16 protein-coding genes are annotated in these 15113 nt (G+C 60.7%); 9 read left to right on the top strand and 7 right to left on the bottom strand.

From position 1 onward, the window contains the following. The first annotated feature begins 224 nt into the window (after nucleotides 1–224). The 3 genes from glnL (at nucleotide 225) to T3A99_RS27495 (ending at nucleotide 3045) form a co-directional block, all read left to right on the top strand. Nucleotides 225–1310 (top strand): nitrogen regulation protein NR(II), encoded by a 1086-nt coding sequence (gene glnL / locus T3A99_RS27505; protein WP_047226914.1) that lies wholly within the window; start codon nucleotides 225–227, stop codon nucleotides 1308–1310. Continuing rightward, nucleotides 1307–2743: a nitrogen regulation protein NR(I) gene (gene ntrC, locus T3A99_RS27500; RefSeq protein WP_047226913.1), complete on the top strand. Its 1437-nt coding sequence runs from the start codon at nucleotides 1307–1309 to the stop codon at nucleotides 2741–2743. The genes glnL and ntrC overlap by 4 nt, the downstream gene beginning before the upstream one ends. 122 nt (nucleotides 2744–2865) lie before the next feature. Further along, nucleotides 2866–3045: a hypothetical protein gene (locus T3A99_RS27495; protein WP_173406450.1), complete on the top strand. Its 180-nt coding sequence runs from the start codon at nucleotides 2866–2868 to the stop codon at nucleotides 3043–3045. 203 nt (nucleotides 3046–3248) lie between these two features. Here T3A99_RS27495 and T3A99_RS27490 read toward each other — a convergent pair whose 3' ends face one another. Further along, a complete protein-coding gene (locus tag T3A99_RS27490; RefSeq protein WP_076383353.1) occupies nucleotides 3249–3689 on the bottom strand; it encodes a hypothetical protein in 441 nt (146 codons plus the stop codon). On the opposite strand from T3A99_RS27490, the gene trmL reads away from it, so the two are divergent. Continuing rightward, nucleotides 3688–4143 (top strand): tRNA (uridine(34)/cytosine(34)/5-carboxymethylaminomethyluridine(34)-2'-O)-methyltransferase TrmL, encoded by a 456-nt coding sequence (trmL, locus tag T3A99_RS27485; RefSeq protein WP_322834992.1) that lies wholly within the window; start codon nucleotides 3688–3690, stop codon nucleotides 4141–4143. The genes T3A99_RS27490 and trmL overlap by 2 nt on opposite strands. Nucleotides 4144–4315: 172 nt before the next feature. Here trmL and secB read toward each other — a convergent pair whose 3' ends face one another. From secB to T3A99_RS27470, 3 genes are read right to left on the bottom strand one after another with little or no spacing between them, the layout of a single operon-like run. Beyond that, nucleotides 4316–4798: a protein-export chaperone SecB gene (gene secB / locus T3A99_RS27480; protein WP_047226910.1), complete on the bottom strand. Its 483-nt coding sequence runs from the start codon at nucleotides 4796–4798 to the stop codon at nucleotides 4316–4318. Between the two features lie 38 nt (nucleotides 4799–4836). After that, nucleotides 4837–5091, bottom strand: coding sequence for a glutaredoxin 3 (grxC, locus tag T3A99_RS27475; RefSeq protein ID WP_047226909.1), 255 nt, complete (start codon nucleotides 5089–5091; stop codon nucleotides 4837–4839). Between the two features lies 1 nt (nucleotide 5092). Continuing rightward, complete coding sequence (locus T3A99_RS27470) at nucleotides 5093–5506, bottom strand: rhodanese-like domain-containing protein (protein WP_305466911.1); 414 nt, start codon at nucleotides 5504–5506, stop codon at nucleotides 5093–5095. 152 nt (nucleotides 5507–5658) lie between these two features. On the opposite strand from T3A99_RS27470, the gene gpmI reads away from it, so the two are divergent. The 4 genes from gpmI (at nucleotide 5659) to T3A99_RS27450 (ending at nucleotide 10838) form a co-directional block, all read left to right on the top strand. After that, complete coding sequence (gene gpmI, locus T3A99_RS27465) at nucleotides 5659–7188, top strand: 2,3-bisphosphoglycerate-independent phosphoglycerate mutase (RefSeq protein ID WP_076383352.1); 1530 nt, start codon at nucleotides 5659–5661, stop codon at nucleotides 7186–7188. Between the two features lie 227 nt (nucleotides 7189–7415). Beyond that, nucleotides 7416–8702: a murein hydrolase activator EnvC family protein gene (locus tag T3A99_RS27460; protein WP_047226906.1), complete on the top strand. Its 1287-nt coding sequence runs from the start codon at nucleotides 7416–7418 to the stop codon at nucleotides 8700–8702. Between the two features lie 32 nt (nucleotides 8703–8734). Next, entirely contained in the window at nucleotides 8735–10051 is a 1317-nt protein-coding gene (locus T3A99_RS27455; protein WP_047226905.1) for a S41 family peptidase, read from the top strand. A 1-nt stretch (nucleotide 10052) separates the two neighbouring features. After that, the gene (locus T3A99_RS27450) at nucleotides 10053–10838 is read left to right on the top strand and encodes a divergent polysaccharide deacetylase family protein (RefSeq protein WP_047226904.1); all 786 of its coding nucleotides are present in this window, start codon (nucleotides 10053–10055) and stop codon (nucleotides 10836–10838) included. Between the two features lie 219 nt (nucleotides 10839–11057). On the opposite strand, the gene T3A99_RS27445 is transcribed toward T3A99_RS27450, so the two are convergent. Continuing rightward, on the bottom strand, nucleotides 11058–11813 hold the full coding sequence (locus tag T3A99_RS27445; protein WP_322834991.1) for an ABC transporter substrate-binding protein: 756 nt from the start codon (nucleotides 11811–11813) through the stop codon (nucleotides 11058–11060). A 216-nt stretch (nucleotides 11814–12029) separates the two neighbouring features. Between T3A99_RS27445 and T3A99_RS27440 the strand changes: the two genes are divergently transcribed. Beyond that, nucleotides 12030–13541: a trypsin-like serine peptidase gene (locus tag T3A99_RS27440; RefSeq protein ID WP_173406449.1), complete on the top strand. Its 1512-nt coding sequence runs from the start codon at nucleotides 12030–12032 to the stop codon at nucleotides 13539–13541. Between the two features lie 29 nt (nucleotides 13542–13570). On the opposite strand, the gene hisF is transcribed toward T3A99_RS27440, so the two are convergent. Together hisF and hisA are read right to left on the bottom strand one after the other, a co-directional pair. Further along, nucleotides 13571–14341 carry an imidazole glycerol phosphate synthase subunit HisF gene (gene hisF / locus T3A99_RS27435; RefSeq protein WP_322834990.1) on the bottom strand — a complete coding sequence of 257 codons (771 nt, stop codon included), beginning with the start codon at nucleotides 14339–14341 and terminating at the stop codon, nucleotides 13571–13573. Between the two features lie 9 nt (nucleotides 14342–14350). Next, nucleotides 14351–15088, bottom strand: a complete 738-nt coding sequence (gene hisA / locus T3A99_RS27430) for a 1-(5-phosphoribosyl)-5-[(5-phosphoribosylamino)methylideneamino]imidazole-4-carboxamide isomerase (RefSeq protein ID WP_047226900.1) — start codon at nucleotides 15086–15088, stop codon at nucleotides 14351–14353. Nucleotides 15089–15113 lie beyond the last annotated feature (25 nt).

The following is a 15113-nucleotide window of genomic DNA, read 5'->3' as shown; positions in this document are numbered from 1 at the left end:
CCAGATGGCGCACTATATTGGTGCAAGTGTCTGCACCCTACTCAAATTCCAGCCCATTTTGGTTCGAAAGTACCCGAAAAAGCTGGCAGAACGCCACGCAATCGGGCGAAAAAGGTTCGTTTGAGGCTCTAAACGCTTCTTTTCGGAGCCTTGGTTTGGTTTTTGCATTTTCCTTGTATCGGCGCGTCATACGCGTGCTTGCTTACGCTCCAAAAGAGGTCCTGATGACCATTAGCGACGCACTACACCGCTTGCTACTCGATAACCTCACCACCGCAACCATCCTGCTCGATGCCGAACTGCGGCTCGAGTACATGAACCCGGCGGCAGAGATGCTGCTGGCCGTCAGCGGCCAGCGCAGCCACGGGCAGTTCATCAGCGAGCTGTTCACCGAATCGGCCGAGGCGCTCAACTCCTTGCGCCAGGCAGTGGAACAGGCGCACCCGTTCACCAAGCGCGAAGCGATGCTCACCGCCCTGACTGGCCAGACACTGACCGTGGATTACGCGGTAACACCGATCCTGAACAACGGTGCCACGCTGTTGCTGCTGGAGGTGCATCCCCGTGATCGCCTGCTGCGCATCACCAAGGAAGAGGCTCAGTTGTCCAAGCAGGAAACCAGCAAGATGCTGGTGCGCGGCCTGGCCCATGAGATCAAGAACCCCCTCGGCGGGATTCGCGGCGCGGCGCAACTGTTGGCCCGGGAGCTACCCGAAGAAAGTCTCAAGGACTACACCAACGTCATCATTGAAGAAGCCGACCGCTTGCGCAATCTGGTGGATCGCATGCTCGGCTCCAACAAGCTGCCGTCCCTGGCGATGTGCAACGTTCACGAAGTGCTGGAGCGCGTCAGCAGCCTGGTGGAAGCCGAGAGCCAGGGGTGCATCACCTTGGTGCGCGACTACGACCCGAGCATTCCCGATGTTTTGATCGATCGCGAGCAGATGATCCAGGCGGTGCTGAACATCGTGCGCAACGCCATGCAGGCCATCAGCAGCCAGAACGAGCTGCGCCTGGGCCGCATCAGCCTGCGCACCCGCGCCATGCGCCAGTTCACCATCGGCCATGTGCGTCATCGCCTGGTGACCAAGATCGAAATCATCGACAACGGCCCGGGCATTCCCGCGGAGTTGCAGGAAACCATCTTCTTTCCCATGGTCAGCGGCCGCCCTGACGGTACCGGGCTGGGCCTGTCCATTACCCAAAACATCATCAGTCAGCATCAGGGCTTGATCGAATGTGAGAGCCATCCCGGCCACACCACCTTTTCGATCTTCCTGCCACTGGAACAAGGAGCCACATCGACATGAGCCGTAGTGAAACCGTGTGGATCGTCGATGACGACCGTTCTATCCGTTGGGTCCTGGAAAAAGCCTTGCAACAGGAAGGCATGACCACCCAGAGCTTCGACAGCGCCGACGGAGTGATGAGCCGCCTGGCCCGTCAGCAACCGGACGTCATCATCTCCGACATCCGCATGCCCGGCGCTAGCGGTCTGGACCTGCTGGCGCGGATTCGCGAGCAGCACCCACGGCTGCCGGTGATCATCATGACCGCCCATTCGGACCTGGACAGCGCTGTGGCGTCCTATCAGGGGGGTGCTTTCGAGTACCTGCCCAAGCCCTTCGACGTCGATGAGGCCGTGTCACTGGTCAAGCGCGCCAACCAGCACGCCCAGGAACAACAGGGCATGGAAGAGGTGCCTGCGCTGGCGCGCACCCCGGAAATCATCGGTGAAGCGCCGGCAATGCAGGAAGTGTTTCGCGCCATTGGGCGTTTGAGCCACTCCAACATCACCGTGTTGATCAACGGCGAATCGGGCACCGGTAAAGAACTGGTCGCCCATGCCCTGCACCGCCACAGTCCACGGGCGGCCTCACCGTTCATTGCGCTGAACATGGCGGCGATTCCCAAGGACCTGATGGAGTCCGAGCTGTTCGGTCACGAGAAAGGCGCGTTCACCGGCGCCGCCAACCTGCGGCGCGGGCGCTTCGAACAAGCCGACGGCGGCACCTTGTTCCTCGACGAAATCGGCGACATGCCGGCTGACACCCAGACCCGGCTGTTACGCGTGCTGGCGGACGGCGAGTTCTATCGGGTGGGCGGCCATACACCGGTCAAGGTCGATGTACGCATCATCGCCGCGACCCACCAGAACCTGGAAACCCTGGTCCACGCGGGCAAATTCCGCGAAGACTTGTTCCATCGCCTGAATGTGATCCGCATTCATATCCCGCGCCTGGCGGACCGTCGCGAAGACATCCCGACCCTGGCCCGGCACTTCCTCAGCCGCGCGGCCCAGGAGCTGGCGGTAGAGCCCAAACTGCTCAAGAGCGAAACCGAGGAATACCTCAAGAACCTGCCGTGGCCCGGCAACGTGCGCCAGCTGGAGAACACCTGCCGCTGGATCACGGTGATGGCGTCCGGTCGCGAAGTGCACATCAGCGATCTTCCACCGGAGCTGCTCAGCCTGCCGCAGGACTCGGCCCCGGTGACCAACTGGGAACAGGCCCTGCGCCAGTGGGCCGACCAGGCCCTGGCCCGCGGCCAATCGAACCTGCTGGACAGCGCCGTACCGAGTTTCGAACGCATCATGATCGAGACCGCCCTCAAGCACACCGCCGGCCGCCGTCGCGACGCCGCGGTGCTGCTGGGCTGGGGCCGCAATACCTTGACCCGCAAGATCAAGGAATTGGGGATGAAGGTTGATGGCGGGGATGATGATGAGGGGGATGAGGGCTGAGCAGCCTTTAGCCCTTCACTGATCTTGAAGGCCAATCGCGAGCAGGCTCGCTCCCACAAAGGTTTGCGGTGTCGCGACTATCTTGTGGGAGCGAGCCTGCTCGCGATGCTTTTGAAGGCTTGATGCACCGCATCGATGCACTGAGAACCGCAATGGCACATGCGCCCCCCCGTCAAAACCAATCAGCCCAACTCGAAGAAACCGCACAAACAAAAGCAAAAGCCCCGAAATACGGGGCTTTGCGCATCATCAGCAGATTTTTTGTGACAAGCCATTTAAAACTGGCACGCCCCCTGCAATAACTCATTCACTACCCAGTTTCGGGGACCTTGGTACAGGCAGGCCGGGGATTCCCCATTTTACATCGGGCTCATCGAGCCCACTGTTTTGGGGGCCTTGATACAGGCAGGTCAAGGTTTCCCTTCTTTACACCCGGGGCTGCGCGTTTAACGCAAGCCCCTCCCGTTTGGGGACCTTGGTACAGGCAGGCCGGGGATTCCCTCTTTTATTGCTCTTGGAGACGGATCTCCAGCCGCCAGCGGTCATCGACCTCGCTGCCGGCCCACTCCCCCCGCAATGGACGCGCCGCCACCAGCGTCAGCAACAACCCTTTGTCACTCAAACGCACCCGCCAGTTCACGTCCTTGCCATTGAGTTTGAGCTGGCCCTTCTGCGGACGGCCCTCTGCCTGGAGCAACAGCGCCACTGAGCCGTCGATGATTTCCCCGTGCAGCTTGGGCTCGTTGTTGAACCAGGCCACCAGCGTCCCGTCGATCACTTCGACCTGTTGCAGCACGCTCGGCTCGGGCGTGGTCAGGCGACCGATCATCAGGCCGACCATCAGACCGAAGATCGCCAAAGACCCCATCACTCGAGGTAATAGCTTCGAACGCTGATCGGTTTGCGGCGTAGAATGCCGCTCATCTTTATCTGCGGAGCCGTGCATGTTTCACGTCATCCTTTTTCAACCGGAAATTCCGCCGAACACCGGCAACGTCATCAGGCTGTGCGCCAACAGCGGCTGCCACCTGCATCTGATCGAACCACTGGGCTTCGAGATGGACGACAAGCGCCTGCGCCGTGCCGGTCTCGATTACCACGAGTATGCCACCCTGCAGCGCCACGCCGACCTCGCCAGCTGTCTGGAGAGCCTGGGGCATCCGCGCTTGTTTGCCTTCACCACCAAGGGTTCGCGGCCATTCCATGATGCCAGCTTCGTCGCGGGCGATGCGTTCCTGTTCGGCCCGGAAAGCCGTGGCCTGCCGGCCGAGGTACTGGAAGCCCTGCCCGCCGACCAGCGTCTGCGCCTGCCGATGCGCGAAGGCTGTCGCAGCCTGAACCTGTCCAACACCGTGGCAGTGGCCGTTTACGAGGCCTGGCGGCAGAACGGTTTCGCCTGAACCCCTTCCTGTCAGCCAGAAACACCTGTGGGAGCGAGCCTGTGGGAGCCGAGCTTGCTCGCGATGAGGTCGACACGGTTCAACTGCAAAACCGCGTCATCGTTCATCGCGAGCAAGCTCGGCTCCCACAGGGCTCGCTCCCACAGGGTTTGTGCCAGGCTGGCAGCGCCGTTTACTGAACGGTCGCGGCGCCTTCTTGCTGCATGCGCTGCAGTTCTTGCGCGTACAGGGCATCGAAGTTCACCGGGGCCAGCATCAGGGCCGGGAACGAACCGCGGGTCACCAGGCTGTCCAGGGTTTCGCGGGCGTACGGGAACAGGATGTTGGGGCAGAAGGCACCCAGGGTGTGGCTCATCGAAGCGGCATCCAGGTTCTTGATCAGGAAGATCCCGGCTTGCTGCACTTCGGCAATGAACGCCACTTCGTCACCGTTCTTCACGGTCACCGACAGGGTCAGCACCACTTCGTGGAAATCATCTTCCAGGGCTTTCTGGCGAGTATTCAGGTCCAGGCCTACGCTCGGCTCCCACTGCTGGCGAAAGATCGCCGGGCTTTTCGGGGCTTCGAAGGACAGGTCACGCACATAAATACGCTGCAAGGAGAATTGCGGTGCGGTTTCTTCTTCGCTGGCAGCTGTGTTCTGTTGGTCAGTCATCGCAGATCCTTCTTACTTTCAGGTTCTTAGTGGGGAATTCAGGCCTTGAGCATCGCATCGAGCTTGCCGGCGCGATCCAGGGCAAACAGATCATCGCAACCGCCCACGTGGGTGCTGCCGATCCAGATCTGCGGCACGGAGGTACGTCCGGCCTTTTGAGTCATTTCGGCGCGCAGTTGCGGCTTGCCGTCGACCTTGATCTCTTCGAAAGCCACACCTTTGTTCTTGAGCAGGAACTTGGCTCGGGAGCAATAGGGGCAGTAATCGCTGGAATAGACAACAACGTGGGTCATATCACTTCACCAGGGGCAGATTGTCGGCTTTCCAGCTTGCAACGCCACCGGACAGTTTGGCGGCGGTAAAGCCGGACTTCATCAGCTCGCGGGCATGAGTGCCTGCGTGCTGGCCCTGAGCATCCACCAGGATCAGCGTCTTGGCCTTGTGTTTTTCCAGTTCACCGATACGAGCGATCAGTTTGTCCTGGGGAATGTTCACCGCGCCGACAATGTGACCAGCGGCGAAATCCTTGCTCGGGCGGATGTCTACCACCACGCCGGCGTCCTTGTTGACCAGTGCCGTCAGCTCGCCAGTACTGAGACTGCGACCGCCGCCCTGCATCGTATGGGCAACCAGCAACGCCAGCAGTACGACGAAGATACCGACGAGAAGGTAGTGGTTAGTGGCAAATTCAATCAGGTGAGCAACCATCGAAGGAGGTTCCAGGGCGTTAAAATGTCGGCCAGTATACACAGCACACAAGGCCGGCCAAACCCCGCCCGGCGGTGACGGCACCGGAACTTACCTTTAAACTGCCCGTCCCTTTTCCATCGCCTTCTTTTAATCAGCCACGAGTGGATTCCATGACTACCACGCCTAAACCTTTGGTCCTGATGATTCTCGACGGCTTCGGTCACAGTGACAGCCACGAATCCAATGCCGTGTACGCGGCCCGCAAGCCTGTGCTGGACCGTCTGTGGGCCACCGTGCCGAACGGCCTGATCTCCGGCAGCGGCATGGACGTCGGCCTGCCCGACGGACAGATGGGCAACTCCGAAGTCGGCCACATGAACCTCGGCGCGGGCCGCGTGGTGTACCAGGACTTCACCCGCGTGACCAAAGCGATCCGCGACGGCGAGTTCTTTGAAAACCCGACCATCTGCGCTGCTGTGGATAAAGCCGTGGCTGCTGGCAAAGCCGTGCACTTCATGGGCCTGCTGTCCGATGGCGGCGTGCACAGCCACCAGGACCACCTGATCGCCATGGCCGAACTGGCCTTCAAGCGCGGTGCCGAAAAAATCTACCTGCACGCGTTCCTCGATGGCCGCGACACGCCACCAAAAAGCGCCACTTCGTCGATCGAACTGCTCGACAGCACCTTCCAGGCTCTCGGCAAGGGCCGTATCGCCAGCATCGTCGGCCGTTACTACGCCATGGACCGCGATAACCGCTGGGACCGGGTGTCCCAGGCCTACAACCTGATCGTCGACGGCAACGCCGAGTTCAACGCCGCCACGGCCCAGGAAGGCCTGCAAGCCGCCTACGAGCGGGGTGAAAGCGACGAATTCGTCAAGGCCACCACCATCGGTGAACCGGTCAAAGTCGAGGACGGCGATGCCGTGGTGTTCATGAACTTCCGCGCCGACCGTGCCCGCGAGCTGACCCGCGTGTTTGTCGAAGACGATTTCAAGGAGTTCGAACGCGCCCGCCAGCCGAAACTGGCCGGCTTCGTGATGCTGACCCAATACGCCGCCAGCATCCCCGCGCCGTCGGCCTTCGCCGCCGGCAGCCTGGAAAACGTGCTGGGCGACTACCTGGCGAAGAACGGCAAGACCCAACTGCGCATCGCTGAAACCGAGAAGTATGCCCACGTGACGTTCTTCTTCTCCGGTGGCCGTGAAGAGCCCTTCCCCGGCGAAGAACGCATCCTGATCCCGTCGCCGAAAGTCGCCACCTATGACCTGCAACCGGAGATGAGCGCACCGGAGGTCACCGACCGCATCGTCGATGCCATCGAGCACCAGCGCTACGACGTGATCGTGGTCAACTACGCCAACGGCGACATGGTCGGCCACAGCGGGGTGTTCGACGCCGCGGTCAAAGCGGTGGAATGCCTGGACACCTGCGTCGGGCGCATCGTCGAGGCGCTGGAAAAAGTCGGCGGTGAAGCGCTGATCACCGCCGACCACGGGAATGTCGAGCAGATGTCCGACGAGTCCACCGGCCAGGCCCACACCGCCCACACCACCGAGCCGGTGCCATTCATCTATGTCGGCAAGCGTGACTTCAAGGTCCGCGATGGCGGCGTACTGGCTGACGTGGCGCCGACGATGCTGATGTTGCTGGGGATGGAGAAGCCGGCGGAGATGACCGGGACGTCGATCCTGGTCTGATTGATCCATCAATCACCGCAAACCCTGTGGGAGCGAGCTTGCTCGCGATAGCGATCTTCCAATCAACATCTTTGTTGAATGTGCTGGCGCCATCGCGAGCAAGCTCGCTCCCACATTGGTTTTTGGTGTTTTTTGGGCCAGTTATCACACAGCCCCAAATGGGCGTTTTTTTTGCAGCGTGGGGCGGGCATACTAGGCCGTCCCTTTCCCTGGTGTCGCCCGCCTCTATGCTTCGCGTTCTGATAGCCCTCGCTCTGACCTGCCTGCTCCAACCGGCCTTCGCTGACGAGCGCGCACAAACCCAACAGCAGTTGGACGCCACGCGTCAGGACATTGCCGAGCTGAAAAAGCTGCTGGGCAAGTTGCAGGAAGAGAAGTCCGGCGTGCAGAAAGATCTGCGCGGTACCGAGACCGAGATGGGCAAGCTGGAAAAGCAGGTCGACGCCCTGCAACAAGAGCTGAAGAAAAGTGAATCCGAGTTGCAGCGACTCGATACGGAGAAAAAAAAACTCCAGAGCGCGCGCACTGAACAGCAAAAGCTGATCGCCATCCAGGCCCGCGCGGCCTACCAGAACGGCCGTCAGGAGTACCTCAAGCTGTTGCTCAACCAGCAGAACCCCGAGAAATTCGCTCGCACACTCACGTACTACGATTACCTGAGCCAGGCACGCCTGGAGCAACTCAAGAGCTTTAACGAAACCCTGCGCCAGCTGGCCAATGTCGAAAAAGAGATTGAATTGCAGCAGGCCCAGTTGCTGGTGCAGAAAAGCAGCCTCGACACCCAGCGCGAAGAACTCGAGAAGGTTCGCAAGGAGCGTCAGGTCGCCCTGGCCAAGCTCAATGAGGACGTGAAGGCCCGCGACAGCAAGCTCAAGGCTCGCGAGCAGGACCAGGCTCAACTGGCAAAAGTCTTGAAGACCATCGAAGAAACCCTGGCACGCCAGGCTCGAGAGGCGGAAGAAGCGCGCCAGAAGGCGCTGATCGCCCAGCAGGAAGCCGAAAAAAAGCGCTTGCGTGAGGCCCAGGCCGACGCCAGCGATGCACCGCGCAAACCTGCCCGATCAAGCCCTGGCCCCCTGGTTTCGGCAGGGGGTGAAACCTTCGGCGGCGCCTTTGCTTCGGCACGGGGCAAACTTCCATGGCCGGTCAATGGTCGATTGCTTGCACGCTTCGGCCAAACCCGCGGCGATGATACCCGCACCAAATGGGACGGCGTGATGATCAGCGCCACTGCCGGCAGCCAGGTGCATGCCGTGCATGGCGGTCGTGTGGTGTTCGCCGACTGGCTTCGCGGCGCCGGCCTGCTGGTGATCCTGGATCACGGTAACGGCTATTTGAGCCTGTACGGCCATAACCAGACGCTGCTCAAGGCGGCCGGCGATGTAGTCAAGGCCGGCGAGTCCATCTCTACGGTTGGTAACAGTGGCGGGCAGGATACGCCAGCGCTGTATTTCGCTATTCGTCAGCAGGGTCGCCCCAGTGACCCGACCCAATGGTGTCGTGCGCAAGGATAAGCGCGCCCATCCAACTCAGGAGTTCGTTCGACATGCTGCATTTGTCCCGCCTCACCTCGCTGGCCCTGACGATCGCCCTGGTGATCGGTGCGCCCCTGGCGTTCGCCGCTGAACCGGCCCCCTCGTCGACCGCCGCTACGGCCGCGACCACCAAGGCCCCGCTGCCGCTGGACGAACTGCGCACCTTTGCCGAAGTCATGGACCGGATCAAGGCCGCTTACGTGGAACCGGTGGACGACAAGCTGCTGCTGGAGAACGCCATCAAGGGCATGCTCAGCAACCTTGACCCCCACTCGGCCTACCTGGGGCCGGAAGATTTCGCCGAGCTGCAGGAAAGCACCAGCGGCGAGTTCGGCGGCCTGGGCATCGAGGTCGGCAGCGAAGACGGCTTCGTCAAAGTGGTTTCGCCCATCGACGACACGCCTGCTTCCAAGGCCGGCATCCAGGCCGGTGACTTCATCGTCAAGATCAACGGCCAGCCGACTCGCGGCCAGAGCATGACCGAAGCCGTGGACAAGATGCGCGGCAAGATCGGCCAGAAGATTACCCTGACCCTGGTGCGCGATGGCGGCACGCCGTTCGACGTGACCCTGACCCGCGCGATCATCCAGGTCAAAAGCGTGAAGAGCCAGTTGCTGGAGTCGGGCTACGGCTACATCCGCATCACCCAGTTCCAGGTCAAGACCGGCGAAGAAGTCGCCAAGGCCCTGGCCAAGCTGCGCAAGGACAACGGCAAGAAGCTCAACGGCATGGTCCTGGACCTGCGTAACAACCCCGGCGGCGTGCTGCAATCGGCCGTGGAGGTGGTGGACCATTTCATCACCAAGGGCCTGATCGTCTACACCAAGGGCCGCATCGCCAATTCCGAGCTGCGCTTTTCGGCCACCGGCAACGACCTGAGCGAAGCCGTGCCGCTGGTGGTACTGATCAACGGTGGCAGCGCTTCGGCATCGGAAATCGTCGCCGGCGCCCTGCAGGACCAGAAACGCGGTGTCGTCATGGGCACCACCAGTTTTGGCAAAGGCTCGGTGCAGACCGTCTTGCCGCTCAACAATGACCGCGCCCTGAAGATCACTACTGCGCTGTACTACACCCCTAACGGCCGATCCATCCAGGCCCAGGGCATCGTCCCGGACATCGAGGTGCGCAAGGCCAAGATCACCAGCGAGCAGGACAGCGAGTACTTCAAGGAAGCTGACTTGCAGGGTCACTTGGGCAATGGCAACGGCGGCGCCGACAAACCGACCGGTTCCGGCGCCAAGGCCAAGCCCATGCCGCAGGATGATGATTATCAGTTGGCTCAGGCCCTGAGCCTGCTCAAAGGACTGAACATCACCTCCGGCCGCTGAGATGGGCCTGCGCTTCATCCTGGTGGGCCTGGTGTGCTGCCTGGCTGGCGCGGCCTTTGCCGCGCCCGCCACACCGGCACCGGCACCGCACAAGGCCTACCTGAGCCTGATCATCGATGACCTGGGGCAGAACCTGCCCCGGGATCGCCGCGTGCTGGCCCTGCCCGGCCCGGTCACTGCGGCGATCATGCCCGACACGCCACACGCTGCCGAACTCGCCCGCGAAGCCCATCGCGCCGGCAAGGTCGTCATGCTGCACATGCCCATGGACCCGGCCACCGGGCCGTTCGCCTGGCATCCGGAACTGCCCCTTGAAGAGTTGGGAAAACGCCTCGACGCCGCATTCGCCGCCGTGCCCTTCACCAGCGGGATCAATAACCACATGGGCAGCCGCATGACTTCCCAGCCGCGGGCCATGGCGTGGTTGATGGCGAACTTGCAGCAGCGACACAAGTTCTTTGTCGACAGCCGCACCAGCGCCCAGACAGTCGCCGCCGCCGAGGCGCAAAAAATCGGCCTCGCCAGCGTGTCGCGCGATGTGTTCCTGGACGATGAGCGCACCGAAGCGGCCATCGCCCATCAGCTTCAGGTCGCCATAGAGCTGGCTCGCCAGCAGGGTTCTGCGGTGATGATTGGCCATCCCTATCCGCAGACCCTGGCCGTGCTCGAACGCGAACTGCCCAGGCTCAAGGCTCAGGGCATCGAATGGATCGACATCAAGTCGATGATCAGCTTGCGCAGCAATCGGGCGATGGCTGGGCATGGCAAAGATGGGGTTTATCGGTAGCGGTTGGGCTCGATCTCAAACCGCGGCGCCGCTATCGCGAGCAGGCTCGCTCCCACAGTGATCCATGGTGAACACATTATTTGCAGACACCCACAATACCTGTGGGAGCGAGCTTGCTCGCGATGACGGCTGTACATTCAACATCTCTTCAAGCTGACCCACCGCTTTCGCGAGCAAGCTCGCTCCCACAGATTTGCGCATTCGGAACCGAATCGGCGATCAGAGATACCGCGCCATGATCGCGTCCACCGCACCTTCCTTGCGCAGTTCATCCAGGGCCGCTTGAAGGCGGGCGACCACGTCGTCGGGCACGTTTTTGTTCAACGCCAGGTACAACTCGGCACTGTTGAACCGTAGCACGGTCTTGAGATCGCTCACCCCTTCCTCACGCGCCAGATAGCGCCCGGCCGGATCCCCGGTGGCCCACAGATCGATTTGACCATTGACCAGCTTCCTGGCGTTGTCCTGATCGCGCAACACGACAATCGGGTTCAGCCCTTGCTTGGCCAAGGTCTCGGCAATCGCGTCACCCTTGTAAGCCCCGATCCTGTATTGACGCGCCTGCTCCAACGAGTCCAGGGAAATCTTGCTGTCGGCCTTGGCGAGCATGATCCAGTCGTCCGGGCCAATCGGGCCGACCCATTTGAAGAGTTTTTCACGCTCGGGCAATCGCGCCGTGACAAACACGCCGTACCCGGGATTATCCAGGGCCAGTTTATAAATTCGCTCCCACGGGAAACGCAGTGTCAGGCTGTAGCTGATATCGGCACGTTTGAATATCTCGCGGACAATATCCACCGCGATGCCATTGATGTTCTCGTCCTGAGCGAAGTTTTTGCCATTCTTGGCCATGTTGTAGGGCGGGAAGTTTTCCGTCAGCAACACCAGGCCGACGTCACGGCGATCTTGAGCCTGCGCCCCGTTGACGAACAACAAAGAGGCACTGGCAAGAACCAAAAGAATGCGTCTGAACATGTCTGCTACCCGAATCCATGGCGTGCCCAAGAGTGCCTCGGGCCTGCGAGCATGTCCACAGCCCTTTGCTGCCCAGGCTGCTCAACGACTCAAAATATAAAAGAGCACTCTCACCGTTGAGGTAACTATTTACCGCCAACCGTCAGCCCCTACCTGATTAATTGGAGAACACCGGCCACTGCCGGTTTTCATTCAACTAACCAAAGGTACTACTCGATGAAATCGATCTCCTTTCTGCTGACCGGCCTGCTCTGCTCGCTGAGTTTGCAGGGTATCGCCCACAGCCAGGACTTTGGCGAAGGCATGCAAAATTTTACGGCCTCAAAGGTTCTTGAAAACGCGGATGGATCACACAACCACTGGCGGGGCGTCGGACGCCTGTTTATCGACGGCTCTTGTACCGCGACGCTCCTCGACACTCAGGATGCCTCGGTACCCCAACCAACACCCGCCTATGTACTCACTTCAGGACACTGTATCGAAAAAGGCAACGGCAACATCGTGACGGATAAACCGGTCAGCGGGGTCATGCAGTTCGATTACTTCGCCGACACCGAGTTATTCAAAACCTACGCGCTGAAAAAGGTGGCATGGCGCAGTATGCAAGGCGTTGATCTGGCGATCATAGAATTGGACGTCAGCCTTCAGAAACTCATTGAGGAAGGTATACAGCCCCTGGAGCTGGCCCGACAAAAGCCTGCCGACGGGACTGATGTGCTGATCGTGAGTGCCCCGCAGGGTTTCGACAAAGCCACATTGCGCATGGCTGCCTGCACTTTGCAGCCTGCTCGGGAAATAGTGGAAGGCCCATGGGTGTGGCGAAACAACGTGATGACGCGCTGTCAGGATATAGCCGGCGGCAGTTCAGGGGGGCCGATTCTTGATCGTTACTCCAACGAGATAATAGGCGTAATAGGCACCGGTAACCTGGCGGCCGGTTTCGCTCCATGCGACGAACATGCACCCTGTACGCGGGTTGGGGATGTCTATAAGGCCATTCCCAAAAACGTTTATGGGAACCCGACGATCTTTCTCAACGGATGCTTTGTACAAGGCCACATTGCCAATGAGGCAACTTCCTCTTGTCCGCTTTATCCAGCGTTTACCGTGAGTGCTGATGCCAACGAGCCCGCAAGGTACAAGAGGCTCAAAAAACGGGATGACGGGACGATGGAAATTCCGACATGGGATTACCATTTCTCCATCAGCACCGCTTTTTATCGCCACAAGACCGTGCGCACTGCGAAGGACTGCGAAAGTGGCCATTATTACAGCGACGCAATAAGTTCTAACGACGCGTTTATCAACAGCGAGATCGGCGCCCAGCCCGGTTTCTATTTCCTTTGCATTCTTGGCGTTGATTCCGCGACTCAAGGAGCGCAGGTCGGACTCATCAAGAATGGACTGTCCCTTGTGGTGGAAGTCCTTGATGACACGCCAACGGCGCAGCCCGATTTGTCGATCAGCAGCGGAGTCGGCGTGGAGCTGGCACGCGGTAGCGAGTACCGGACCTACGCCGTCAAATTTGGCCCGCTGGACACCACAGATTGCTCAAGGGATGAGCAGTATCTGACCCACACCTACATGGATTTCTGGTTTCCAGATGCAGAACTGCCGCTGAAATTCTGCACAATCGCCTACGACAAATCAGGCCAGGCATCCGAGCCGAGGATTGACGTACTGAGCCCTGCGACAGGGGCGCAGAACACACCCCCCGTCGCCCCCTGAGGTGAGCATCGGGGCTCGGTTGTGCCCGCTTATCGAATGACGATTCCGCGCTGCGCCATGTAAGCCTTGGCTTCCGGCACGGTGTATTCGCCGAAGTGGAAAATGCTCGCCGCCAGTACCGCACTGGCATGGCCTTCAAGGATGCCATCGGCCAGGTGCTGCAGGTTGCCGACGCCGCCGGAGGCGATGACCGGAATGCCCAAGGCATCGCTGATGGCGCGGGTGACGCCCAGGTCGAAACCGTTTTTCATGCCGTCCTGGTCCATGCTGGTCAGCAAGATCTCACCGGCCCCCAGGCCTTCCATCTTCTTCGCCCATTCCACGGCGTCCAGGCCGGTGGGTTTGCGCCCACCGTGGGTGAAGATCTCCCAGCGCAGGGTTTCGCCCGGGCCGGACACTTTCTTGGCATCGATGGCCACGACAATGCACTGCGAACCAAAACGCTGGGCCGCTTCGCCGACGAATTCCGGGTTGAACACCGCGGCGGTGTTGATCGACACCTTGTCCGCACCGGCGTTGAGCAGGTTGCGGATGTCCTGCACGGTGCGCACGCCACCGCCCACGGTCAGCGGGATGAACACCTGGCTGGCCATGCGCTCGACGGTATGCAGCGTGGTATCGCGGCCGTCGACGCTGGCCGTGATGTCGAGGAAGGTAATCTCGTCCGCGCCCTGCTCGTCATAGCGACGGGCGATTTCCACCGGGTCGCCGGCGTCGCGGATGTTCTCGAACTTGACGCCCTTGACCACCCGGCCGTTGTCCACGTCCAGGCAAGGGATGATGCGTTTGGCCAGCGCCATGGTCAGTCCTCAGCCTTTGTAGGAATCGCAGAAGGCCTGGGCCTCAGCGACATCCAGCGTGCCTTCGTAGATCGCGCGACCGGTGATCGCGCCGATGATGCCAGGCGCCTTGGCGTCGAGCAGCGCCTTGATGTCGCCCAGGTTATGGATGCCGCCGGAGGCGATCACCGGAATCTTCGTGGCGGCGGCCAGGGCGGCGGTGAACGGAACGTTGCAGCCCTGCATCATGCCGTCTTTGGCGATGTCGGTGTAGACGATGGCAGACACCCCGTCGGCCTCGAAACGCTTGGCCAGGTCAATCACCTGCACGGTGCTGACTTCAGCCCAACCGTCAGTGGCGACGAAACCGTCCTTGGCATCGAGGCCAACGATGACCTTGCCCGGGAAGGCGCGGCAAGCCTCAGCGACAAACGCCGGGTCTTTCACCGCCTTGGTGCCGATGATCACATAGCTCACGCCAGCCTTGACGTAGTGTTCGATGGTTTCCAGCGAGCGGATACCGCCGCCGATCTGGATCGGCAGGTTCGGGTAGCGCTTGGCAATGGCCGTGACCACTTCGCCGTTCACCGGCTGCCCTTCGAAGGCACCGTTCAGGTCAACCAGATGCAGGCGACGGCAGCCGCCCTCCACCCACTTGGCGGCCATGCTCACCGGGTCATCGGAGAACACCGTGGAGTCTTCCATCCGGCCCTGACGCAGACGTACGCAAGCGCCGTCCTTGAGATCGATAGCGGGGATAATCAGCATCTGGCAAACCTTCAAATTCGAATGT

It is taken from the genome of Pseudomonas sp. N-137, assembly GCF_034555295.1.
Classification (GTDB): domain Bacteria; phylum Pseudomonadota; class Gammaproteobacteria; order Pseudomonadales; family Pseudomonadaceae; genus Aquipseudomonas; species Aquipseudomonas rhizophila.
Note: the sequence above shows the minus strand (reverse complement) of the source record. Positions and strands in the feature narration are given on the sequence as shown.